Source organism: Enterococcus sp. DIV1096b (genome assembly GCF_050498765.1).
In the GTDB taxonomy this organism is placed as follows: domain Bacteria; phylum Bacillota; class Bacilli; order Lactobacillales; family Enterococcaceae; genus Enterococcus_D; species Enterococcus_D entomosocium.
The window spans coordinates 580,031-604,763 of the sequence record NZ_JBMHEK010000001.1 but is presented as its reverse complement, the minus strand read 5'-3'; the positions used below and the strand labels follow the sequence as shown (position 1 = coordinate 604,763).

The 24,733-nt window shown below is 40.0% G+C and carries 21 protein-coding genes and 1 pseudogene; 8 read left to right on the top strand and 14 right to left on the bottom strand.

Annotated elements, in window-relative coordinates:
- The first annotated feature begins 559 nt into the window (after positions 1-559).
- Positions 560-763, top strand: a complete 204-nt coding sequence (locus IGJ17_RS02800) for a hypothetical protein (RefSeq protein ID WP_005232004.1) — start codon at positions 560-562, stop codon at positions 761-763.
- Positions 764-959: 196 nt separating this feature from the next.
- Here IGJ17_RS02800 and IGJ17_RS02795 read toward each other — a convergent pair whose 3' ends face one another.
- Complete coding sequence (locus IGJ17_RS02795; protein ID WP_139960436.1) at positions 960-2,450, bottom strand: helix-turn-helix domain-containing protein; 1,491 nt, start codon at positions 2,448-2,450, stop codon at positions 960-962.
- Between the two features lie 180 nt (positions 2,451-2,630).
- On the opposite strand from IGJ17_RS02795, the gene IGJ17_RS02790 reads away from it, so the two are divergent.
- Positions 2,631-3,206 carry a recombinase family protein gene (locus IGJ17_RS02790; RefSeq protein ID WP_139960435.1) on the top strand — a complete coding sequence of 192 codons (576 nt, stop codon included), beginning with the start codon at positions 2,631-2,633 and terminating at the stop codon, positions 3,204-3,206.
- Between the two features lie 209 nt (positions 3,207-3,415).
- Here the strand turns inward: IGJ17_RS02790 and IGJ17_RS02785 are convergent, their stop codons facing one another.
- On the bottom strand, positions 3,416-4,816 hold the full coding sequence (locus IGJ17_RS02785; protein ID WP_422706598.1) for a PTS mannitol transporter subunit IICB: 1,401 nt from the start codon (positions 4,814-4,816) through the stop codon (positions 3,416-3,418).
- A 32-nt stretch (positions 4,817-4,848) separates the two neighbouring features.
- Positions 4,849-6,474 carry a glycoside hydrolase family 43 protein gene (locus IGJ17_RS02780; RefSeq protein WP_422705403.1) on the bottom strand — a complete coding sequence of 542 codons (1,626 nt, stop codon included), beginning with the start codon at positions 6,472-6,474 and terminating at the stop codon, positions 4,849-4,851.
- Positions 6,475-6,721: 247 nt separating this feature from the next.
- Between IGJ17_RS02780 and IGJ17_RS02775 the strand changes: the two are divergent.
- Positions 6,722-6,877, top strand: a pseudogene (locus tag IGJ17_RS02775) (AraC family ligand binding domain-containing protein); the annotation flags it as partial.
- A gap of 36 nt (positions 6,878-6,913) precedes the next feature.
- Positions 6,914-7,486 (top strand): helix-turn-helix domain-containing protein, encoded by a 573-nt coding sequence (locus tag IGJ17_RS02770; protein ID WP_258185872.1) that lies wholly within the window; start codon positions 6,914-6,916, stop codon positions 7,484-7,486.
- A gap of 257 nt (positions 7,487-7,743) precedes the next feature.
- Here IGJ17_RS02770 and IGJ17_RS02765 read toward each other — a convergent pair whose 3' ends face one another.
- Both IGJ17_RS02765 and IGJ17_RS02760 read right to left on the bottom strand, forming a co-directional pair.
- Positions 7,744-7,833, bottom strand: coding sequence for an LPXTG cell wall anchor domain-containing protein (locus tag IGJ17_RS02765; protein ID WP_258185873.1), 90 nt, complete (start codon positions 7,831-7,833; stop codon positions 7,744-7,746).
- Positions 7,830-10,403 (bottom strand): bacterial Ig-like domain-containing protein, encoded by a 2,574-nt coding sequence (locus tag IGJ17_RS02760; RefSeq protein WP_422705404.1) that lies wholly within the window; start codon positions 10,401-10,403, stop codon positions 7,830-7,832. Before IGJ17_RS02760 ends, IGJ17_RS02765 begins: the two co-directional genes overlap by 4 nt.
- Before the next feature lie 297 nt (positions 10,404-10,700).
- Between IGJ17_RS02760 and IGJ17_RS02755 the strand changes: the two genes are divergently transcribed.
- The 3 genes from IGJ17_RS02755 (at position 10,701) to IGJ17_RS02745 (ending at position 14,186) form a co-directional block, all read left to right on the top strand.
- A complete protein-coding gene (locus IGJ17_RS02755; protein WP_016611300.1) occupies positions 10,701-12,206 on the top strand; it encodes a helix-turn-helix domain-containing protein in 1,506 nt (501 codons plus the stop codon).
- Between the two features lie 458 nt (positions 12,207-12,664).
- Positions 12,665-13,531, top strand: coding sequence for a LysR family transcriptional regulator (locus tag IGJ17_RS02750; protein ID WP_008377960.1), 867 nt, complete (start codon positions 12,665-12,667; stop codon positions 13,529-13,531).
- A gap of 502 nt (positions 13,532-14,033) precedes the next feature.
- Positions 14,034-14,186 carry a hypothetical protein gene (locus tag IGJ17_RS02745; protein WP_008377957.1) on the top strand — a complete coding sequence of 51 codons (153 nt, stop codon included), beginning with the start codon at positions 14,034-14,036 and terminating at the stop codon, positions 14,184-14,186.
- A gap of 51 nt (positions 14,187-14,237) precedes the next feature.
- Here IGJ17_RS02745 and IGJ17_RS02740 read toward each other — a convergent pair whose 3' ends face one another.
- The 4 genes from IGJ17_RS02740 to IGJ17_RS02725 all read right to left on the bottom strand — a co-directional run bounded on the left by IGJ17_RS02740 (position 14,238) and on the right by IGJ17_RS02725 (position 17,289).
- Positions 14,238-14,771 carry an IbrB-like domain-containing protein gene (locus IGJ17_RS02740; RefSeq protein WP_034871891.1) on the bottom strand — a complete coding sequence of 178 codons (534 nt, stop codon included), beginning with the start codon at positions 14,769-14,771 and terminating at the stop codon, positions 14,238-14,240.
- Entirely contained in the window at positions 14,698-15,189 is a 492-nt protein-coding gene (locus tag IGJ17_RS02735; RefSeq protein ID WP_050790962.1) for a hypothetical protein, read from the bottom strand. The genes IGJ17_RS02740 and IGJ17_RS02735 overlap by 74 nt, the downstream gene beginning before the upstream one ends.
- A 36-nt stretch (positions 15,190-15,225) precedes the next feature.
- Positions 15,226-16,533, bottom strand: a complete 1,308-nt coding sequence (locus IGJ17_RS02730; RefSeq protein ID WP_008377955.1) for a DUF3440 domain-containing protein — start codon at positions 16,531-16,533, stop codon at positions 15,226-15,228.
- Between the two features lie 231 nt (positions 16,534-16,764).
- Positions 16,765-17,289 carry a hypothetical protein gene (locus IGJ17_RS02725; protein WP_422705405.1) on the bottom strand — a complete coding sequence of 175 codons (525 nt, stop codon included), beginning with the start codon at positions 17,287-17,289 and terminating at the stop codon, positions 16,765-16,767.
- A 954-nt stretch (positions 17,290-18,243) separates the two neighbouring features.
- On the opposite strand from IGJ17_RS02725, the gene IGJ17_RS02720 reads away from it, so the two are divergent.
- Positions 18,244-18,432 (top strand): hypothetical protein, encoded by a 189-nt coding sequence (locus IGJ17_RS02720; RefSeq protein WP_005227564.1) that lies wholly within the window; start codon positions 18,244-18,246, stop codon positions 18,430-18,432.
- Between the two features lie 413 nt (positions 18,433-18,845).
- On the opposite strand, the gene IGJ17_RS02715 is transcribed toward IGJ17_RS02720, so the two are convergent.
- The 5 genes from IGJ17_RS02715 to IGJ17_RS02695 all read right to left on the bottom strand — a co-directional run bounded on the left by IGJ17_RS02715 (position 18,846) and on the right by IGJ17_RS02695 (position 24,695).
- Positions 18,846-19,772 (bottom strand): LacI family DNA-binding transcriptional regulator, encoded by a 927-nt coding sequence (locus IGJ17_RS02715; protein ID WP_008377949.1) that lies wholly within the window; start codon positions 19,770-19,772, stop codon positions 18,846-18,848.
- Between the two features lie 231 nt (positions 19,773-20,003).
- A complete protein-coding gene (locus IGJ17_RS02710; protein WP_429961066.1) occupies positions 20,004-22,367 on the bottom strand; it encodes an HAD-IC family P-type ATPase in 2,364 nt (787 codons plus the stop codon).
- Between the two features lie 365 nt (positions 22,368-22,732).
- On the bottom strand, positions 22,733-23,464 hold the full coding sequence (locus IGJ17_RS02705) for a class I SAM-dependent methyltransferase (protein WP_429961065.1): 732 nt from the start codon (positions 23,462-23,464) through the stop codon (positions 22,733-22,735).
- Positions 23,465-23,738: 274 nt separating this feature from the next.
- On the bottom strand, positions 23,739-24,251 hold the full coding sequence (locus IGJ17_RS02700) for a ClbS/DfsB family four-helix bundle protein (RefSeq protein ID WP_061053753.1): 513 nt from the start codon (positions 24,249-24,251) through the stop codon (positions 23,739-23,741).
- Between the two features lie 27 nt (positions 24,252-24,278).
- Entirely contained in the window at positions 24,279-24,695 is a 417-nt protein-coding gene (locus IGJ17_RS02695; RefSeq protein WP_061053752.1) for an effector binding domain-containing protein, read from the bottom strand.
- Positions 24,696-24,733 lie beyond the last annotated feature (38 nt).

The window sequence follows — 24,733 nt, the reverse complement described above, 5'->3', positions numbered from 1 at the left end:
GCTCTTATCGGAACAACCTATTCGATACAAACTCTCTAAAAACCTAAATTAGAGCTATAAAATAATGCTTTTTTGACGAAATTTTATCGTTTTTAACGAGATTAAATTTACCATGGTTGATCATCAATCGATAAATCAAGATTTGCAAACCTGTATGAATAAATTGATTTTCATTTTCTTTTTAAATAGGGCATTTTAAAAGTTTGTGCAAAAAAAAGTGTTATAAAAAAAGACGATTCCTTATCATTTAAAAAGGATCGTCCATTTTTGTTATTACCTGTAACCACTTGACTCAATACGATGGATACAAGGTTTCTGCCTACTAATTCTTAGTATTATCACAAACATTTTTAACAACAGTTCCTTTCAACAGAACGCTTCTTTTCTTCAAAAAAGGTCCCAAAAAAAGCAAAATAAAAGAAATTGTATGTAATTTTACACATCTTCTAAAAAAATTCATTTTTCTTTGGTATACTAAACATAGATCTGCATATCATTAGATTTACGTTGCCCGTTAGTGAAGTTTCAGGCAACGTTTCTTTATGGGGGATAGATAAAAATGGAAGAGAAAAAGATTTTTGAGAAGCGGTGGTTATTAGCTACCAGTGAACAACGAGAGAAATACCATGCCTTGATTGCCTCTTACCCTTCGATCGAATGGACATTCAAAGAAAAAAGCTACCTTTTATGGCTTTGTCAGTTAGATAGTGATACGTTCAAAACCTTTGAAGCAATTTTTGATAAACTAGTAAATGCCAACTAACTGTTTCAACGTAGGCTGTTCTTTCACCAAAATAACCCAATCTTTTGGTATTCAGGAACAGTGGGCCTATTTTCAGATAACTCCCTTTTTTATTAGATGAACGAATAAAAGCCGCAACCGTTGATCGCAACGGTTGCGGCTTTTCCTTTTAATTTATCCACACATGTCCTCGTCATGCTCTTTTTCAACACGTATATTAGGCTGTGGGAGCGTTTAACGCTTGCCCTAACTGAGGATCGATTTTTTCAATCACTCTTTGCCAATCTTGATGATCGGGGATTGCTTTGAGCAAAAGATAATCTGTCGATAAGATGAACTCTGATAAATATTCACTATAATTTGTAACCACAAGATCAATGGCATTTCCCTTCAAATAATCGGTCGTCAATTCATTGATTTTTGGAAAAAATACCAGATGATCATTGCCGACATAACGCAAAAAGCGCGCACGAATCGTGTGACAGGCATAGAGATCGCCTTCTATTATCAATGCGATCCGTCTGACTTTTTGAGCATAGAGCTCCCTGATTGCTTCACTGTAAAGGGTCAGTGCCGCACAAATATCTACCAGATACTCCTGCTTGATCCCAAGAATCGCTTGGTGCTGCTTCATAAATGCCAGATTCCTTTGATAAGCGGCAGAACGATGCTTCTGCGCTTCATTTTTTACTTCTGTTAGCAAGTGATTTAAAACGGGCGCCAGTTGCTCATTGATTTTCTTTGACAGGAAAAAGGCGTGGATCATCGTCTTGACCCGTTGGGGCTCTTGAAAGGAAATGCCCCATTCTTGAACGAAGCGCTGACTCAGTTCTTCGAGTTCAGGATACAGTCCAAACGATGCAACGAATTGCTGCTCTTTTTCAGGCTCGGTCAAAGTCCGTTTCATCACGGTCACTAAATAAAGCCACATAATTTCTTGTTGCGGCAGTCTTACTCGGTATAGCGCTTCGATTTTAGGTGCTAAGTCATTCATTACGGCAAATGCCTCATGGGTTTCGATGATTTTTGCCAACGATTGAGAAATCTGAACCGTCTTTCCCAATTGGTAACGCTTGATCGCAATATACAAGCTATAATAAAAATCACTCGGAGAAACGCCTGTATTCACCAGCTCTGCGGGAATTTCTGAGAAGACATCACTGACTAGTGCAATCAGTTCTTTGGGGGGCAAGAGCGTATGAGGGGTGACATCTGATTCATAATAAAAATCTTTAAAGAACTTGCGAATATTGGCTTCGGAGCCACTCAAATTAACCGGTTGCAAGATCCACTCCACATGATACTTTCGCAACGTCACAGAAGCAGTATTCAAATAACGACGCATCGTACTTTCTGATACATACAAGCGCTGCGCCCACTCTTCAACCGAACAGAATTCACCGTGGAAAATGGCTTCCAAGATTTGATACATTCCTTCTTCTGCAACAAGCTCCTTTTTTTGGGACAAGTATTTTTTCGGATTCGTTTCCCTAAAATGATAGCCATTGGCTACAAGCGAAAATTCGGCTGCCTCTTGTAGATAGGTTTTCAATTCTTTGATATCCGAGCTGATCGTCCGTTGGGTCACATCAAGTTTGTTTGCTAAACTTGCGATGGAACAAGTCCGTTCTCGCTCAAAAGTATTTAACATTTGAAGCCAGCGAACGGTCGTCTTATTTAGCATAAAATTTAACTGCAATTCTCTCATTTTCCCCTCCGTGTTTCTTCCTCACCGACTAGTGTCTTTACTATAGTACAATATTTAGGTGCATAAAAAAACCTTCCTATTTCCCAAATTCACATTAAGAAGCTTCTTGAATGTGTACTTAAGTGAACAAACAAGGTATTCTCTATGTAGACTTATTTTTGTGCAACTGGAGGAATTCGTATGACAAATATGGTTTATGGGTACGCACGTGTCTCCACAAGACAACAGGATCTCTCGCGTCAGTTAGATTTACTTGACCGGTATGAGTGCAATAAAATTTATACGGAAAAGATCAGTGGTGTTCGTGCGAATCGTCCTGAATTAAATAAATTAAAAAAACGAGTGAAAGAAAACGATAAAATCATCATTGAAAGTTTCTCGCGACTAGGAAGAAGTACCAAAGATCTCATTGATCTTGTCTACTTTTTTGAAAAAAAAGGAGTAAAGCTTATCAGTATCAAAGAAAATTTTGATACGCAAACCCCACAAGGGAAATTGATGATGACTGTTTTCCAAGCCTTTAGCCAATTCGAACGAGACATCATCGTCGAACGGACCAAAGAAGGCTTAGAATCCGCTCGTGCTAGAGGAAATATCGGTGGTCGCCCACGAATCGATCCTGGACTGATTCAACACGCATTGAACCTTTATCAAAAAGAAGGAAAAACCGTTGTGGATATCTGTGCCCAAACAGGGTTAAAACGATCAACTTTTTATCGTTATCTTAGTCTGGAAAAAGAAGAGATCGTTTCTTGAAGGAATAGGTTCTTCTAGATTTTTAGTTCAAAATCAGGGTAGATCAGAAAATTTATTTAAATATGGGTAGCAAAAAATCACAGGAAGAGAACTATCTCCTAACTCTTCCTGTGATTTTTTCGATTATTTATTGTTCTTTCCTTTATTTGGAATGAAAATTGTTAAATGATCGTACTCTTTATCGTTATGATCATAGGCTTTCACATTAGTTAGTCCAAAGATGATGATTGTCTTAAATCAGCGAGAATCTCATCGTATCGCTCGCTATTCAAAAACTCATCTACTGACTGAAAATGCGCAGACGGTGCAGCTTTTTTTGCTCTTTCTTGAAGCTCTTTTTGAGTAATCACTAATGACGTTTCATCTGCTGATAAATCACGAATAGCAACATTTGTAACCTCAATATCATAACCTAGTTCTTGAACTTTTTTTCTAACAATCGCTGCCCCCATTGCTGAAGAGCCCATTCCTGCATCACAAGCAAATATAATTTTTTTAATTGAAAAATCTTTGCTAATTTTCCCTTTTCGCTTCATTTCCTTGGTCTTTTCTTCTGCTAGGAGAAATTCTTCATTGTTCTTATCCGACGTTCGATTTGTTAATTTATGAACAAGGGAAGCACCAATAAATGTGACCGCAGTTGCAACAGTGATTGCCAATAAAATACCAAAGTGGCTCCCCCGAGGAGTCACAGCCATGAAGGCAAAGATAGAGCCGGGCGAAGCTGGGGAAATCATTCCTGCTCCAGTAATCATTAGTGTTGCAACGCCACTCATTCCTCCTAATATAGCTGGAATCAGCAATAACGGATTCATCAGTACATAAGGAAAGAAAATTTCTGCTATTCCTCCAAAAAAATGGATAACGATGGCCCCAGGAGCGGTTTTCTTAGCTGTTCCTTTTCCAAAAACCATATATGATAACAAAATACCTAGCCCAACACCTGGATTATCAATTGCAAACATCATGGAACGACCATTTTCAGCTACTTGCTCTAAACCGATTGGTGCAAAAACACCAAAGTTAATGGCATTGTTCAAAAACAAGACTTTTGCTGGCTCCATAAAGATGCTTACTAAGGGCAAAAGATGGTTTTCAACAAGTACATTGACTGCATCAGTCATCATATAGTTCAATGTATTGAATATTGGACCTACTAATACATAGCCAATAACTGTCAAAATAGCAGCATAAATGCCCCCACTAAAGTTTTTAACAAGCATTTCAAACCCAGTTTTTACCTTTTCTTCATAAATGGAATCGATTTTTTTCATCCCCCAGGCAGCACTCGGTCCTACTATCATTGCGCCTAAAAACATCGTAACATCAGCACCTACGATCAACCCCATAGTCACCATTGAAGCTACTACTGCCCCTCGAGTGCCATACACTTGTTTCCCACCTGTATACGCTACTAGCAATGGTAGCAAATAGTTTAGCGTAGGTGGCACGATTTCATTAAATTTTTCATTAGGAAGCCAACCTGTGGGAATAAACAATGCCGCTAATAGTCCCCAAGCTATAAAAGCTAGTATGTTCGGCATGATCATACCGCTTAAAAATGAGCCCATTTTTTGCAGTTTTACCCGGATCCCAGCACTTGACACCATATTTGTCCTATTCATCTTATTCTCCTCTATCCTTAATTTTTAGTGACTTCGTCTTCCGCTATATCTTGATAACTAAAATATTCAAAAGTAGCTTCTTGCCTCATCCCTGTTAAATCATTGCAGTGAACGCCTACAAAAGCACCCGTAAATGCACTTCCTGTAGGTCCCAAGAATGGTTTTGCAATGTAATCATCTGAAAGTTTGTAAGTATCAAACATGAAAGAAAGTTCTTTCCAATTCTTCCCATCCAATGAATAAAAAAACTGATAAAAACGAGCATTGACCTTAACTCTCAGATACACATTCCCTTCTTCAGTGAGAACGATTGGATCTCTCAAGGGCCAACTAAGTTTTGCTCCTTCACATTTTAAAATTGTCAAAACTTTCCCTAATTGCTCGTTAGCCGTAACCTGTAGCGAGGTCCAATTCTTACTGTTGTAGTAACAGACCAAACCAGCACTTTGTTGAAAATACGAAGGGGAAAAATCAACCGCTATTTCAGCTATAAAATTTACAGATTCAAATCTACGGGCAAGTAAGGATTGTTCGAAAACTGAATACAAGGATTCCTGTCCGTATAAAACCAATCCTTTCTTTGTTATCTGTCCCATTTTTTGGCTAAACGGAATTCTTAGGGTTTGAAACTCGGAAGGAATCCCCGAAGCGAAATAATTCTTTTTAGGTGTACTGGACCAAGGGTGCTCTAGTAGGTTTGGTGTGGGTACGTACTTTTGCGCAACTTTTCCACCAGTCACGATCGGCCAATCGTCTACTGTCCATTCAATTTTTGCTAATGCCGATTCACGCCCTAAGGTACAAAATCCTCTTTCTTCAAATAAGCCTTTTCCTTTTCGTTTAATTGGACGGCTTGCTAAGTATGCGATATACCATTCCTCACTATCCGTTTTAATTAATGACGCATGTCCCGTTTTTTGCAAATCATTTTCGGGAGAATACCAAGCGGTCAGGATAGGATTATCAGGGTGTACTTCATACGGTCCATACAATGATATCGAGCGGGCCACAGTAACTGAATGCCCCCACTGGGATCCTCCCTCCGCTGTGAAAAGATAATAATAACCATTGATAAAATAAATATGTGGCCCCTCTGTTTTCTCTAAATGGGTTCCTTTAAAAATAATTTCTGGTTTTCCTACCAATTGTTCTTTCCCCTCATCAAATTCCTGAATAGCGATTCCGTAATTCCAAGGATGATCATTTCTAAAATCATAGATCATATTCAATAGATACTTTTTCCCGTCATCATCGTGGAAAAGCGACGGATCAAAACCACTCGCATTTAGAAAGATTGGTTCACTCCATGGACCTTCTATATCATCAGCGGTTACTAAATAGTTGCGGACATCTTTAAAGGCACGGTGTTCACGCATAATTGAATACACCAACCAAAATTTTCCGTCTGCGTATGTCAAACAAGGAGCCCAGACGCCACCACTATCTGGAACACCAACCATATCCAGCTGACTTATTCTATTTAACGGACGAACAAGTAAACGCCAGTTCTTTAAATCTTTCGACTCGCATATCTGTACACCGGGAAACCACTCGAATGTCGATGTGGCAATATAATAAGTATCCCCCCTTTTACAAATTGATGGATCTGGGTTAAAGCCTTTTAATATTGGATTTTGAATCATAAAATCATCCCCTTTTTTGAAAACGCTTTCATTCAGTTCCTATCTAAAGTATACTTTTATTAATAAATTTAGAAATGGTTTTTACCACGTTAAACTTACCAAAAACCACGGAGATCAAACTATGAAAAAGAGCTTATATAATCATCTAACGTTTCTACCGAATTTAGATACTAGTGTCCGTTTCTTTTCGGCACATACATAAAAAGTTCCTTATGGCTGGACTAGCTACTTAGACTCTCATAATGCTTTTGAAATCCTACTTATTTTATCTGGGAAGCAGAAAACCACGATCAACCAAAAGGAGTATTTATTGGATGCAGGAGATATCTTGATTATCCCTCCGGGTATGCTCCACTTAAATGCCTGTTACTCAGAAAATGGCTTACGCTACTTTACCGCACATTTCGATATCGATGAACCCGTTTTACGCTATGTACTAATGAAGAATATTCCCTTGATCTTCGAAAAACACACAGCTGAGAACACTACACTCCAAGTAATCATCAATGAATGGATCGATCTCTATGATAAAGCACCTAGTTTTTCACTTTCTGATAAAATCTTAACCATTCAAATTTTAACAAAACTGATTTTTGAACTTATAAGATTCACTGAACTGGATCCTAAAAAAAATACCAACATTCAAACGCTTAGTATCGCTAGAAGTATTGCAGAAGTTATCAATCACAATTTTCATCACTTTTTTGAAAGAAAAAATACTGAAAAGATCGATATCTTGATTAAAAAAATTTATGCTGAAGCGAATGTGTCTCCAAGTTATGGTCTTGAAGCTTTTAAAAAAATTTACGGTATTTCACCAAAAAATTATTTGGACTCACTTAAATTAAAAGAAGCCAAACGACTGTTAACTATCCCTGATATTACGATAGAAAGTATCTCGGAAAGACTTGGCTATTCGCACCCCGCACACTTTAGTCGACAATTCAAAAATTGGGTAGGCGTTTCACCAAACAGCTATCGCAAAACGAATATTGCCAATTTTGTATCCTGAATCATTTGTTACTAACAAATAAGGAATAGCGTAACAGCACCTTTATCTGCTGTCACTCTATTCCTTTAATATGCTTTACTATCGAAGTTGTCATTCCTCTAAACTATTTACCCAAATGCGTGTTGAAAATACTTTTCAACAATCCCTTTATTAGAAAACTATCATAGCAGATAAATGAACAAGTTAAAATTCAGTAGCCATTTGGATTACACTTTTATCTAGTTCTAATTTAGCAAGTTGTTTTGTTGATCCAACTGCTATTTTTTCTGTGATTTTTTTCGATAAAAAAGGATCACCCCACCGATTAAGAATACAATCCCGGTAACGCTTAGGAAGACACTACTTATTTCTCCTGTTTTCGGCAGTTGCTTAGCTGTTGAGTACTTTCTTTCAGTGGTGGTTTGCGGCCGGTAGCTGAGAGTTCATTTGATTGTTCTGATGGACCATTTTCATTTTTTCCCACACCCGCTGTTTCTGATTCCCCGGTCTCAGGTCCCGACTGTATTGGCTCTTCAGTCGCTGAATTAGATTCTTCCGTCTCAGGTATTTCTGTCTCAGGACACTCCTCTTCTGGAAGATCCGTTTCTGGTGCTTCGGTTGGTGGTGTTTCGTTAGGCGCTTGGCTGACTTTTGCTTGTACAGTAATGACAGCACGGGCGGTCACTGCTCCGTATTGGTAGGAAACCATGTATTGACCAATTTTATCGGTGTTCACTTTGCCCTGAACTTCTACTTCTGAGTACGCTACTTCTTCGCCATCACGATCAGTGGCAGAATCAAAGTTTGTTTCTGGCTGCCATTCATCACCTTGATCCATCGTTGAATCGTGAACGTTCAGGGACGTTTGATCCGCCTTGACGGTAATAAGGGCTTTGCTTTCTATTCCGTGATAGCTGTAAGTGACCTCGTACTTGCCAGCTTTCGTTGTATCGACAGTTCCCGTGGCATTGATATCCTCAAAATCAACAGGTTTACCATCCCGATCTGTTGCGCTATCGAAGTTGTCTTTGCCTGTCCAGTTTCCCCCTGTGTACAACTCACTATCGTGGACTTTGACTGTAGTTTGATCGGCTTTGACGGTGATAAGGGCTTTACTTTCTACGCCTTGATAGCCGTAAATGACTTCATATTTGCCTGCTTTCGTTGTATCGACAATCCCTGTGACAGTGATATCCCCAAAATCAACAGATGAACCGTCTCTATCTGTTGCATTATCGAAATTATCCTTAGCTGTCCAGTTATCCCCTGTATACAACTCACTATCGTGGACTTTGACTGCCGTTTGGTTGGCTTTGACGGTGATAGTGGCTTTGCTTTCTACGCCGTGATAGCTGTAAGTGACCTCGTACTTGCCTGCTTGCGTTGTATCGACAGTTCCCGTGACAGTGATATCCCCAAAATCAACAGATGAACCGTCTCTATCTGTTGCATTATCGAAATTATCCTTAGCTGTCCAGTTATCCCCTGTGTACAACTCGCTGTCATGGGCAGTCACCTTGGTTTGGTCGGCTTTGACGGTGATCACAGCTTTTGATGCTACTCCATCATAACGATAAACTACCTCATAGGACCCCGATTTTTTAGTATCTACGCTTCCTTCAACGTTCACATCCGCAAACGAAACTGGGTTGTTATCCCGATCTACGGCTTGATCAAAGTTATCTTCTGCGGCCCAGTCATCGCCGACGTATATCGAAGAATCATGAACCTTAATCGCAGTGAATCGTGGTTTTACGAGTATCGTTGCTTCTTTACTCACATGATTCAATTGATAACTGATTTTATACGTAGCGGCTTTGTTAGTATCTACTTGTCCGGAAACACGACCACCCTCAGCAATAAATTCCTCATAAGTCAAAGTTTTGCCTTCTTTTGAAATAGCTTGCTCAAAATTATCCGCCGCTGTCCATGTATCTTGTTCATAAATCGTGGTATCTTTCACGGTCAGATCGGTATAGCCAGTCGGTGCTTTTTGATAGACGTACGTCACCGTTACTTCGCCACGAGGAAGAACACCTTTTGCATTCGTTGGCAGTTGACTGGTATCAAGGATGTACCCCGGAATTTGTGGAATAAACGCACTTGTAGAGACATCATAAGGCTCATTGGTACTATCATTGATCGTTTGGGAAGGATAGATTTCCATACCAGTCTCATCCACATATTTAATGGTCAGATGGCTATTTGTAAAGCGAATATTATATGTTGCTGTAAACAAAAGGTTACCGTTAGCGTCGGTATATTCTAAAACCGCTGTTAAACCGTAGTAGTTGATCGTAAAACCTGTGAAGCTTGTCCAAGATATATTTAATTGATTGGTACCAGTCACTTCACTTGTATGCCATAGTCCCACCAGCATGTATACCTTATCCGTTTTGTAGACATAAAAATCTTCTGTCAGCTGCGGGTCTTGGTATAGTGTTTGGTGTGCGTATTTTTCCGGGATTGGCAAATCCAAAACCAGTGCTTTATACTTGATCGGATCATATTCTACAGTCAGATCGTAGTTGAAACTCTCGATACTCTTCGTTGATTCTGCAGCGAGAGGTTGACTATTCGTAGATTCTACATTGGTTTCAGCAGATGGGGCAGTAACTGAAATTTGAGTTTTTTCTGCAGCATCAGCTGCGTTAGATTGATTTGTTTCTGAGTTTGAAGTGGTGGTCACCACTTCACTTTCGGTTGTTTCAGAAGATATGACGTCAGCATTTCCTTCTTGGGTATCTGTCTTTTCTCCTGTGTTCATGCTTCCTGTTGAATCTGCCAGCAAGGGAACCGATGAGTCTATGAATGGTGTTTGCTGCTCTGTTTGTTGTCTTTCTGTTGCCTGAGCGATCGGCCATGTGCTTGGAAAGGTTGTCCCTAAAATCAGCATCCCTATTAAACCGCTCTTAATTATAACTACGCGTTTTTTCATTTTTACTTTTTCTCCTTTTTCTTTTTCCAAACTTTATTCACACTTACTTCCGTTCCAATCTGTCCAAATTTTGGTTGACTGCAACTGGCAGGGGTGTTTTCTATAAAATAACTCCCTTAAATGACTGTCCTTCGCAAAAATATGTGGGCGCCGCATCTTTAACATGAATTCCTTCAATTTTCAAGGGATAAGACTTCTTGAATGGCCCAGAGTATTATATAATTTGCTTAAAACGAATGGTTTTTATATTCGATCGCTGATCGCTCCCACAGGGTCTTGAAAGAGGTGGTGACATCAATGTTAGAAAATTTATCCATCAACTTACATCGAGATAAGGCATTTTCTCGTCAAGTAAAAATTCTGCAAGTGCTAAATGCAGCACCCGCAGGATATCACCCGCAAGAGTTGGCGACATTATTGGGACTTTCCTTGCCTACAGTCTCTAAAGAATTAAGTATTTTAAGCGACAGTTTGCCGAAAGATCTGGTCAAGATCAAACTTTCTGGATCCAACATCGTTTCGATTGAGTATGCACCAAATGCTTCAATCAATTCTGCCATTCAGCTTTTGGGCATGGAAACGTTGGAGTTTAAAATCATGTCTAGTATCATTGATAATAAAAAATACTCTATTCACCGAGCAACGATCGAATTTGGCTATTCCCGCAGTCATCTGTTGCGAACGATCAGTTATATGAACAAATCTTTACAAACCTATTCTGTGACCATCGCAACGAATCATCTTGATTTTATCGGTACCGAAGCCGATATTCGCTTTTGTCTGTTTGTCTTTTTCTCCGCTTATGGCGATAGCACGATCTTAGATAAAGACAGCCCTGCAGATGCGCGTCTTCTGGTCCAAAAAGCAAAAGAAGCCAACAAAAAAGATTTGCATTACAGTCATTATCGACTTGCCCTATGGCTAAGTATTGCCAAGCGTAGGTGGCGCTATTCTTACTTTTTGACATTGCCACCGTCTTTAGAACGCAATCTATTAGAGAAAGAACGCTTCGCTGTTTTCTCAAAAATATTAAACGAACATTATTTGAAAAAATACCGGATCATCCACTTGCCGCAACAAGAACTCCTTTGGATCTTCCTCAATGCTCTCCACTGCATTTCGTATAGTACGATGGATATTAATGGGGAAAGCGAAGCGGATTACATTTTTCATCATACAGAGAAACCAGAAATTCTCGCAGAAGTTGCTGCCTTTTTAAAGAAACCTGGAATAGCTATCCTTCCTGCAGCATCACACAAAATCATCGCATATCTCGTAAATCTCCGCTTGTTAACGATGATTTCTGCGAATTACGAATTTGCCGATCCCCAGATCAAAACCTTTGTTGAAGCGACATTCAAGACGGACTACCTTGCTTGGAATAAATGGTTGAAACAGTTTAATGAACAAAGTCGTTTCTTTTCGTTTACTCACTTAGAGCATGTCGCAGTTACGTTGACCTTGTTAAGCGAACTTTCTTCTAGCAATCAGTTGAAAAAACATCTCAAAGTGGCCTTTGCTTTTCAAGGTGGTGCTGGATTAGATGCCTTTTTAGCCGCATCAACAGAGCTATTCAAAAATGACCATACAGAAATCAGTTATTTTTTTGAAGTGGCTCCTGATGAACAAGAATTGATCCATCGAGAAATTGATTTGATCGTTAGCAATTTTGACTTGCATCTGAAAAGTAACCCCAAATTTCAGCAACTACGAATTTCCAATGTTCCTACCCTTTCGGACTGGACGATCATCCACAAAACGATTGAACAGCTGATTCAGCCAAGAATCACACCGATTCATTGACCTAAGGCAACTGTCGGCCTTCTTGAAGGAAGCGCCGTCAGTTTTTTCATTGCATGGTTTGCTATTTTAGTCCTTTCCTAAGTATCCATTTTTCTTTTCTCTTAGCGTGTCTATTTTTTTCACATCCGAAAAAAATCAGACCTTTTTTCAAGATTCCTCTCCTAACAAACGCTTTTCTTTTCAAGCGCAGCGTAAAAATTCATTGTCTTGTTTTCGTGTGCTGCTCGTAATACCTGAAAAGTTGGGATGTTTGGTGTATTTTTTATGATAGAAATTTTAGCAGCTACTCTTAGCCCCAAATGTGAAAAGCGTTATTTTAAAAGCAAAGAAACATACGATCAAAACAGACTGCATGTTTTAAATAACTTTTGTATCTATTTTTTTTATTTACTAGAAAAAAAAGAAATCTTCTCCCCGCTCCTTTTTTGTATAATAGGTAAAAAGAGAGGGGGACCAATGTGGATTTTATCAAAGAGCTGCACTCCTTTAAAACGATCGTTGAAGAAGGTACGTTTACGAAAGCTGCTGCTAAATTAAACTATGCCCAATCGACGGTTACGAACCATATCAAAAAGTTAGAAGAAGAGTTAGAAGTAGCGTTATTTTTGGAAGGAAAAAGCAATGTACTCACGTTGGAAGGTGAATTGTTGAAACAGGCGGTTCCTGGTCTGATCGCTCAGTGGGAGGAGGTCAAAGAACAGTTGCTCAATGCTTCGAACACAGTCGAATATTCTTTACGGATGGGCATCGTCCCCCCTTATGACATGTTGATTTTACCGGAGCTTCTCCATGTATTTTCCCACCAATACCCAAAAATAAAATTCGAGATCATGGTGGGATCCACGCTGGCATTAGCCGATGCATTAAAAGAAAATCGTATTGATTTTGCGTTATGCTCACTTCCTCACGAAGATTCCTTTGTCTATGAAGAACTTTTACAAGAAGAAATCTGCTGCATCACTTCGATCACGAACCCATTGATCATTAAGGAATTAGCCGACCTTACAGGAATCCATCTATACAGTTCCGGCGGTGACTGTCCTGCACTTAGAAATATCGAGGGCTACCTTGACCAGTGTGTACCTTCGCTCCAATGGGAATATGTCAGCAGCAGCACGACGATTCCTTATTTGATTGAACAAACAGGCTTCTGCGGTCTAGTCCCGCGTTCGATCATTGATCAAACATGCGCTCAAGTAAAAATTTTATCACTGCCTTTACCGAATCTCCGCATGACGATTGGCTTACTGTCAAAGCAACCATTGACACTTTTCCCGAATATTACAAAAAAGTTTGTCTTTGAGTTAAAAATGCGCTTACTGTAATTGTTATAAAATCAGTTTGATCACGATCGATTTTTATGCAGTTATTCTTCAAAAAAAAATGATAGTATTTATTCTAGCAGCAAAGAAGCAGCGTGAAAACAAATAGCCGCACAACCTCTTTCTGTTCTACAGACGTTGTGCAGCATAGCTTTTCATTTCGCTTATTATTATTCAATCAGATGATTACCTCTTGTTTCGCCACTCACTTTTTGTTATCATTTTACTTTTTTTATGCAAACTGGTACGATTATTCATGCTATCCGCAGGAGATAAAAAAGCCACTGTTGTTCTTTATATTTCAGAATTTTTTACCGATTATAAAAAATAGAAACGTTCTTTCATCCTTTCCAATGTATACTCTACTTTGGAAAAGAACAATCACCAAAAAAGGCTGGACTTGAAAACCGTTCGATCATGTTTTTAGTAGCAGGCAGTTATTGCTCAAGGAGCCTATTTTTGCAATTGTCAGAAAAAATAGACGATGAGAAAAGGAGGAAAAACTATGTTTATCATTGAAGCGATCTTCAGCTTTCTAAGAGACACATTAGGTGTGATCCTGGCCATTCTCTTAGGGACGCTTTGTTTGTCGATGGTGATCAATCTGATCGTTATCGTTGTAAAAAACACCTATTCAAAATTTAAAAAGAATTATTAACGAATCGCTGTCTTCTAATAGATAGCTTTTTTAGATAGTTTTTTCAACCTCTCAGGTCTCTTTTTTGCCTTTGTAATATCTTTTTTCAAACTCAATCCAAGATTTGCTGAATTCATGGTTGGAAAAGGCACTTTTTAAGCCTGAGCGCTGCTTAAAGCGAAAGACCTCTTCGCGGTCCATCCCCAATTCCTTGGCAATTCGTTCATCCGACCACTCGTTAGCGACCAACTGCTGCACGATGTTTCCCATCTTCTCGATGCCATGGGTACCACGTGCTCGATTGTGGCGAATCGTTGAAGCGATGCGATTCTCAAAAGGCTTATCGATCACTGTGACCGGAACGCTTGGCAACGCCAGGCGGTCTTTTGCTACGACATACCGATGAAACCCATCGATCAAAATATACTTGTCCTGCTCCTTATCGTGGTAACAAACCAGTGGCTGCGTAAAGCCATCTTCCCGAATCGACAGTTCCAGCAAATCCATCTCTGGAGCAGCCACGGTGTTGGGATTATACGTATTCGCGTGAATCTTGCTGACTGGGATCAGCTTCGCCGCTAACACTGGAAAATCGATATCGCTCATGAGGTACTACACTCCTTTTTAGAAATGAATAATTTTTTGTTTGTCGATAGACCGCAAACCCTTTTGACTCCAAAAGTGCAATTTCACTAGGCTGGTTACTAGAAGCGAGAATCTCTGCTTCTGGGTAGTTGCGGCTGATATCCACCAACATTTTCCGTAAAAGAAACTTTTTAAATTGAGCAGTTGGATCTTTTTCATAAAATTCCCCTAGCTCAACTTTATTGACGCCTTTTTCATAATAAGAAAAAGCGGTCACCCGTTTTTCGTCATCAAGAATCACATACCAGTAGCAGTTCTCATCATTGACTAAGTACGGAAATTGCTGCTGATACACCCGTTCCGCAAAAAAAGCCCCCATCAATTGATAGAATTGGCTTTTCTTATACGGTGGAAAAAATAAAACCAATCGTTCGTTCACAAAACCCTTCCTCTCTAGGGACACATTCGTCCATCGTCAGGTGATTTTTTTCGTTAAATACTCATATTTGGCATTCAATTTTTTTAACTGATACTTGGGTAAATGCTCGATTCCCAACGCCGCCCCAAAATCGACCGCCAACTCATACAATTCCGTCTCATCTTTTTTCGTCAGACTGTATTGTCGCGTGCTCAAAGAAAAATCATTTTTTTCTAACGCACGAGCGATCCCTTTCCAGTCATGCCAGAGCACTTCGTTTTTCAGCCACTCCTTACGTTTGGTCACATCGGGAATGTCTTCCACTTCGATTCCGTGCTTTTCTCGATAATGATCAATCAAGATCGTGATTTTGCGGTAATAATGGTCCTGTAATTTCTTTGAATAAAGTCCAATTGATTCCAGTAAAAAGACCGCATACTCTTGCCAAGTCATATGACTTGGCTTTCTCGTATTGTAATGCGCCAATAATCCCGTCTGGGCATACAATCGACCAAAATTGGCTCCTGACACGCGGTTGACGACCCGTTCCCACGTTTCCGGTTCCACCAGAGCATATTGATATAAGCCTTTTCGTTGCTGCATACCATAAGGCTGACAGATTCGCATTTGATGAATCGGAACGCCATGATCATATAATTTTTCATAAAAGCCATTGATCGGCCAGTCAAAATGGGCATAGGCGCCCCAGACATCTTCTGTCTTCCAATCATAGATGGGGTAAAAATTGACGACCATGGAATCTGCTACTTGCCGTTTGATCCAGCATTGCTTCCGAAAGTTATACTTTGGCGAAGTTATCGACCGATATCGGTATAGACTTTCCTGTGTTCGGATGCCAACGCCACAAGCAACGGGTTCACACTGATGATAGTTTGCGTACCAGTGAGCAAAGTTTCGTAAGAACTTATCTGGATTCATATTTGCACTCTGATAGATTTCCATCAATGATTCATCTAAATCAGCAAGTGAAATCGCATCTTTTGGCATCATCTGTACCCACTTCTCACGTTCTTGTTCATCCCACATCAGCCATTGTGGCTGAAATACGCTAGTGTTGTTGTCCTCATAAAAGGGCAAACAGAAGTGAAAGGTTTGATTGATAGTTGGTAACGCTTTGATTTTTTCCATGAACGTTCTCGTAGCATCATAATTTGCCTCGATATCTAAAATCAGCAGATCAAAAGTTTTCTTTTTTTGTCGGGCGACTTGGTCAGCCAACTGAATCATGGCACCGCTATCTTTTCCACCACTGAAAGAGAAATAAACATGGGGAAAGGTATCAAAAATATATTCCAGGCGCGTCATCGCCGCTTCCAGCACATTATCCTTACAATATTTCTTCATAAAAGCTCATGTCCTCATTTTATTTGTCCTTTTTTTGAATAAGTATTACATTCTAGTATAAAGTTTCACTTAGCTTCTTACAAGGACTTAAGGGAGATTTTGCATTCGATACATGCAAATAATTGTTAGCTATCATTGCAATGTGTTCCCCATTGCTCACTACTATTCCTAGTAATCAAGAAAAATAGTAGAAAAATTCCTTCTGAAACAAGTTTTATTGCTTTTCTTGATTCATTCAGCCAAAAGGGTTTGAAGGACTTTTTCAATACGCTTCACTTGTTTTTCATTGAAGTGGGACAGCCATTCTTGATCCGCAAGTAAACGCTGAATCTCTTGCTGAAGGTCTTTGTATCGACTGGCTTCCTGGATGTTTTCAGTCATCTTCAAGAAATTACTAATTTTTTCTCCTTTAGGCAGCAGTACATACTCTTGCTTGATCCCTTCAAACTTGTCTTCATGATCAATCACCAAAAGTTGACTGATCAAATCATGAGCGATCCACCGATGATAGGAGTTTTTATGGGTATGCAATGCCCAGATCCGTTCCCATTCATCATAAATCAGCTCAGGGTTTTTAACGGCTACTTCTTTAATGATCAAATAACTATTAAAATACTCATTGATATGATTTTGACCATCAACGACATTCTCCACTAGTCTATCTCTTACCTTTCGATCATCGATCGTCGTTTGCACAAACGGTTGGGGATCAAAGGATGTTGTCTGGAAATGACCTGCGATTTCTAGGTAGTCCATGCTTTCACCTTCTTTAAAAATTATAAGATTATTTTACAGGTTTGAACCTCTATGTTTATTTTAACAGAATCTATGTGCGAAAAAAGTGGCTTTTATATTCCCCTTCTTTTATCAATCATCCATTCTGATAACGTAGGTAGACTAACGCCACTTTGAATATCATACTTTTTGGAAAACCCAATTTAAAATTGAAAACAGCTGGAAAGAATCCTTTCGATCCTTTATCCACTAACACTGCTATCTATTGATTTCTTCCGTTCGTCTATTGAGCGCTAGGAAAAGTGCAAGCTTCCTTTTATATCTTTTTCTGAAAGGAGCCCTTCACAAGAGAACCTGCTGGCAACTACTTTCTCGTTAAATTCCCAATGTCACTGACACAAAAAAGGAAGTCCCGCGTTCGGGACTTCCTAACGTTCTTTTCTCTTCAAATACTATTTCACGCACAGCTGCGAGATGCTGGATCACGCGTCCTTTCTCCGAATACCTCGGTCGGTAGGCATTTTGATCCATTGTTCTGGTGGACGCTTTCTGATTTTTTTTGGTGCAAACATCAGTTGAATAGTTCTTTTGACAAAGTTATTTCGGTATACGTTTTCCATAACTTCCACGCCCTTTTCAATTGATTTAGGAAGCGGTGACGTCGATCCTTCTTCCTATTTTTATTATAAGCCCCAATCCGGTACAAAACAAACAATTCAGCTGCTGTTTTCTCCCATTCGTTTAGATGAAATCTGTGGTTGCTGCTAAAAAAAGAGGTACATATTCTTGAATAAAGTTCAATAAGCCACCGCATATTTATTGAAAAAAATAATGAAAAATTGCAGAAAAAGATCGAAACTACTCGAGACAAACGCCAAAGGGCTGTGTTTTTGAATGAAAAATCGTTTCACTTTACTTTTTCTTAAATTTTAATTATTATTCTTTTGAAATAAGAATAATGAAGGAGATAAAAACATGGAAAAATACCAAGTGTTCCCTGGTCAAAACTATCAGGCAAATGTTATTGGCTTTACCGGTTTACAAGAAGTTAGTGTGATTCATGTTTACGAAAATACTGCAACTGTTCTAATCAAAGAAACAGCTGAAACAGGTGTTGCTAAGCTATGTAATTTTCTAGTTGGTGCCACACAATTAGTTAGTTGATCCTCTTTTATTAACCAAAACATGAGGAGCCATTTGCCATCCAACATGTTGTAGGAAAACGATTTGAAAGTAGTCCTTTGTGAGCTTGCTCTTTTCCTATTCATCAATTACAGCAGTATTTTTATTTATCTACTCAATATCTCTCTACTTTATATATAAATAGTGTTAGAATGAACAAAAGGAAACGTATCAGGCTTCCCCCAAGAGAATCTTCCCCAAGTACTCTTGTCTGATACGTTTCCTATTTTTGTGGCGAAAAAGCCACAGACCAATGGTAGCCCTTTACTCTGTGAAAAGCAAGCATTCAAAATTGATTTTTTCTTTATTTTTTTATTTTATCTCCTCAAATTCCCTTTAAAAATCAGGCAAAAACACACCTCTCGTAATAAGGTGTGTTCTTTTTTTGACAATGATTATTCACGAATAATAAGTTCATAAGGCAGAATGATCTGTTCTTGTTTTCTTTCTTGAAACAAGCGAAAGGCTTCTTTGCCGCACTGATTCAGATGAAACTCAACGGAAGAAAAATGCAGCATTTGACTGATAAGCAGGTTTTCTTGTCCAATCACGATGGGTGCTGTCCCGTGGGAGTATTGATTCAAAATCATTGCTGCGATTTCGTCTCCATTTGTGATCACCCCATCGATTCCTCGTTCTTTAAAAAAGGCTGCTGCGGAAATCCCGTCTTGTGCTTTGATACAATCCCAATAAATATCGGCTTCCGAAAAAGCAGGAAACAGCTCCTTGGCTTTTGCGATGGTATTGACTGAATTGCAGCTAAGACGTTTGCTGCGCCCGAGCGTCAGTCCCAAACGTTTTACGCCTTGTTCTTTTAAATAATTGATACTAGCTGTCACAGAGCCGACCAAGTCGATCGCAACGAAAGGAACAGCAGTACCGGTCGAATTTTCACAAAAAACGATCGGTCCTTTTTCCATGTAGGGATAAAACGTCTCGATATGATTTGCACGGGTAATAACGATCAATCCGTCAAACCCTTTTGCAGCGAATTCTTCTAGATATTCTAGTTCCAATTTCCGATCAAAATTGGTCGGCAATAACGTCACTTTGTATTTTTTAGCAAAGGCTTCTTCCATAATGCCATTTAGAATCCCATCAAAAAAGGCGTGATTGACAAACGGCACGATGACCCCAATATTATAGGTTTTCCCCGAGCTGAGCTTTTGGGCGATCTTATTCGGTTTGTAATCCAGTTCTTCCATCACCGCCAAAATCGCTGCTCGCTTTTGCTCATCGACATAAGGATGGCCATTGATCACACGAGAGACTGTCGTGATCGAAAAACCAGTGATTTTTGCTATATCGCGTATCGTTGCCATTTCCTTCATTCCTATCTGTTTGTTTTACGATTGACCTAAGTCTACCATAGAAAATTTACTGATTCACTTTCGACAAATTTTCTGAAAAGGTCCCTTGGTTGATTGTACGGTATGAAACGAGTTTCATAGCAAGACTTAGACTCCTTGAAAATAAAAGAAATTTATTTATAAACAAAAACTGATTGCTTAGCAAGCTACAAGCGCTACTTAAGCAATCAGTTTTTCTACTGTTTACTGAATCATTTCTTTTGATAAGCTTTTACGTTTCTTCGTATACCTTCGCATCAGTAACTCGATTCCCTTATCCGCAAAGCGTTGCATATAGGCGGAAAAATTCAACAAGGCAATCAAGAGAATGAGGTTGAGATAGCTGGTATTGCCTAGGTTAAAGAGGTCACGACCGACGATCAAGGCAGCAAAGTACAAGATCTGGGTGCTGAAAAAAATCATCGTTCGATAGCTGTTGATAGCTGGATAGACTTTTTTCTGGATCAAGCGATAGTTCCAAGCGGTAAAAATAATGCTCATGATCGATAGAGCTTTGCTGCTACTGTTGAACCAATAGCCAAAGTTGATGATCAGCAGAGTTCCTACCGTAATCGTCAATGCTGTTGGAAAAGCATTTTTGAAAATCGTTGTCATAAAGTCCCCTTTGATCCGATTGAAGTCTGGTTCAAAGTTTAAAAAGAAGGTCGGAATGCCGACAAAGCAGGCATTGATGATCGTTAATTGGATCGGCTCAAAAGGATATGTCGTTCCTGATAACAACGTCCCCATAGTGATCATGATGGAGAATAAGACTTGCACTAACACCAATGAACCTGAGCGAGTAATGTTATTGATTACTCGGCGGCCTTCATCCATGACCGATGGCAAAGCATCGAATTGATTTTCCAAAAGCACCAAATTTGATACTTGGCGCGCAGCATCGACACCGGAAGCCATCGCGATGGAACAGTCTGCTTCTTTCAGCGCCAAAACATCGTTGACGCCATCGCCAGTCATCGCGACAGTATGCCCTTGTTCTTTCAAGTAGAGTACCATTTCTTTCTTTTGTTGCGGCGTCACTCGACCAAAAATCTGATAGTTGCTGACAGCTTCTTTTAATTCGGCTGCAGTTAATTTTGATACATCGATAAAATCAGCAGCCCCTGGTAGATTGACTTTTTTCGCGATTTGACTGACTGTCACTGGATCATCGCCAGAGATGATCTTGCATTGGATTGCTTGTGAACGAAAATACTCCAAGGTCTCTTTGGCATCTTCACGGATCGTGTCTGACAGTAAATAAAATCCTAACGGTTCAATATCCGTCGGCAGTCCTGCCTCCTCATAGCCTTGCGCACTGTGCGCCAAAACGATCACCCGGTAGCCTTCTTCTGCCAGCTGTCTTTCCTGTTTTAAGACAGCTTCATGGTTGGTTCCCAGTAAAATCGACGCAGCTCCGATGAAATAAGTGCCTTGCCCTTCAAACGTGACGCAACTGAATTTGCGGTCAGATGAAAAGGGGACGACTTGCTGCATCTGGTACGTCGTTTTTTCTGAAAAAAAGGTTCGTAGCGCCATTGCCGTTGGGTTCTGATCGGGTAGCTGAGCCATTAAGTTGCCGGTGATTTCTGCCAACGGTGTTTCCGATTGAAAGGAAATCGTCTTTTCCACCGTCATCTTGCCTTCGGTGATCGTGCCGGTTTTGTCTAAGCAAAGAACATCGACCCGTGCCAAAGCATCAATGCAGTTCAATTCCTGCACCATCACTTTTTTGCGCGCCAGGTAGACGGCACTGATGGTCAATGTGACACTGGTCAATAAAAACAAACCTTCGGGGAACATCCCTACAGCTGCCGCCACCGTCCGTAAGATGGCGGTGTTGAAAGCCGCATGAGAGAAATAGAACTGTTTGATAAACAAGAGGGTACATAACGGTACCAAAATCAAGCTGATCCAACGAATGATTTTATTCAAACTGCCTTGGATCAAGTATTTTTGTCGTTTGATGGTCTTGGCTTCTTTGTTGATTTTTGCGATATAGTTATCAGCGCCTACGTGGATCACTTGGCACAACGCTTCACCAGCAGTGATAAAACTGCCAGAAAACAACTCGTCTGCCGGCTGTTTGTGGATCGTATCCATTTCACCAGTCAGCAAGGATTCATTGACTTCTAAAGATCCTTGAATGACTTTGGCATCCGTCGGCACTTGATCCCCGCTTTTCAGTCGTAACACATCATCCATTACGAGTTTGTGGATCGGCAAATTCTCCAGCTTACCATCCCGATAAACATCGGCTTTGGCAACTTTTAGCAGTGCCAGCTTATCTAGCGTTCGTTTGGAACGAACTTCTTGAAAGAGATTGATGATCACATTGCTGAAGACAACAAAGACGAACAAACCGTTTTGATAAGAACCCGTCAAACAGACGAGAAAGAATAGGACACAGTTGATTAAATTGAAAAAGGTAAAGATATTGGTAAACAGGATTTTCGGGTACGTATTCGTCGTATCCTTTTTTGTCTTATTGACTTGACCGCGCTGCACCCGCGCCTTGACTTCCCCTGACGTTAAGCCAATGGTTTGGTTGTTTTCGATGATCCTCACCCTTTCTATTCATAGTCATTTACTTTTCGTTTGCTGAATATTCAGCAAACGTGCATCGGACTTGGGAATGGTTTTGCGTTTTTTTATAAAACAGATTGGCGGCGATTGCGTAAGATACGCCATCGACTGCCGGCTTTTTTTCGTAAAAAAACAAGTACTGTCTAAAATATAGCATACCCTTTTACGAATTGGCGTTTCATTTTTGTCACCTTCGCGTCACTTTAGCACTTAAAATAACAGTTTATTTTATTAACTCCACTAACTAGACATTAAGCGGTCACAGGCTTCTCCAGTTATTTCTTACGATGACACAAAACAAAAAAACAGCTGATCTTAACGGATCAACTGTTTAACAATTCTTTAAGTCAGCTTTTTCTAGCAGCTATTAGCAGCATCATTGGTCGGCGCATTTCGTCTTTCATTCCCGGTACTTTCAGTAATTCTTCTGGCGGCTGCGGCTCAATCACTTTTTCTAAAATAAAGCCGTTTTGCAATAAGGTCATTAAATAGGTTGTCAGGGTACGATGGTATTTCGTCACCGTTTCACCTAAAAATTGCGCTTGCCGCTTGCCTTCATAATAGTAATGATCGACTGGGAAATGCTGGATTCCCCCCTGCATATCATACTGCCAATCTTGCGATCCTTCCGCAGTATAAACAGGATGCTCCACCGAAAATACGAGTACACCACCAGGTTTCAGCCAGACCGATATGCTTTTGATCAATGTTTCGAACGTTGCCACATAGTGAAACGCCAATGAACTTAAAACAACGTCTATTGTGGCTGGAGGAAGTGTCACTTCTTCCATTGCGACACATTGATACGTTATTTTCGGATCAGGGTACCTTTTCTTAGCCTCCTCAAGCATCCGTTGAGAAATGTCAGTTCTTAGTACTGCTGCCGCTCCATGGTCTACAGCATATTGGCAATGCCATCCATACCCACAACCTAGATCAAGTACCTGCTTTTTTTCGAAATCAGGCAACATTTTTTCTAGCGTCTGCCATTCCCCAGCTCCTTGCAGGCCTTTTTGTGAACGAGTCATTTCACTGTATTTAGTAAAAAACGTTTGGTCATCATATTTGTTTTCTTTCATCATTTGTTCCTCCCATGTAAATCGTTTTTTGCTGGTCTTGATCTACATGGGCTTAGGCAATTTTTTGGGAAATAATGCCACCACACATCAGCTTTTTCCTCCTTGCTCTGATTAACGCCATCATAGCACGATTTTCAGTCTCTCACAATTGATAGCAAGCCATGTATGCTTCTTTGCCATTGTTTCTCAATAAACCGTTTTTTTATGTACAGCAAAAAATCACACTATGAAAAGGGTGTGATTTTCCTGTTCGATTCATTCATTTCTCTATTGATCAATGCAGTGCTTCCTTTTTCCATTTTCGGATTTTCGTTCGGAAATTGGTAAAGGGTGCTACTGTATTGATATGGATCCATTTATAGACTGGCCACTGTGCTTTGGTGGTTGCCCAATCCCGTTGCCCTGCTTCAAACAATTCCTGATCGGATAAGCCTTCGATCCACTGGCAAAGTGCCGTCACCTTTTGGTCTAAGAGCTCTTGCTGCTGTGCTAAGGTCAAACTGCCATATGTCTGATAAAAGGATTGATACAATCCACCAAGGTTGTTCCATTTATACCCTTCAGCAGGTGTGTGAACGCTCATCCCTTGTTGTTCCTGTGTTTCCCATGACAATAACAAACTGACCCAGCCGATTTGGTAAGACAAATTTTCTGAAGGGGTCTTGTCGACACTTGCTATCCGTTGATTTCGTAACGCTTCGGGAATTTCAACAAATTCTTGGCGAAATTTTTGGTAACGTTCTGTGATCTCTTGGATCAAGTCTGCTTTGCTTTCGTACTGTCTCATTGACTGTCCTCCTATTCAGGAAAATGGTTACTCTTTGTCGCTTTCTTCAATGGCGATAAAAATCGTTACTTCGCCGTCTGGCGCATACTGTTCGAAATCAAAGGAATACCTGCGCTGCAACTGCTGGTTTTCTTCCTCTGACCAGACTTGACGCCAAGTAGTCAGAATGCCCTGCGCATCGCGCCGATCGACCGGATACTTTTTCCAAGTATATTTTTCTGTATCAAAGTCTGCTTGCTCCGTTTCTTCGAAACAAAGCGAAACGGCATAGTCTCCTTGATAGTTTGACTCATACTCGTGGTAAACGCAAGCGATGACCGTTCCTTTTTCTGCGGCTTTCTTGACCGCCTCGCTGTTTTTCTCCCATAAGCCAGTGATTTTTGCTTGAATCGCTGGATCAGTAAAATTATTGGTTCTTTCCGTTTCTATTATCGAAAATTTCATTAGTGTTCCTCCTTCTTTGCCTTTATGATACGATAGAA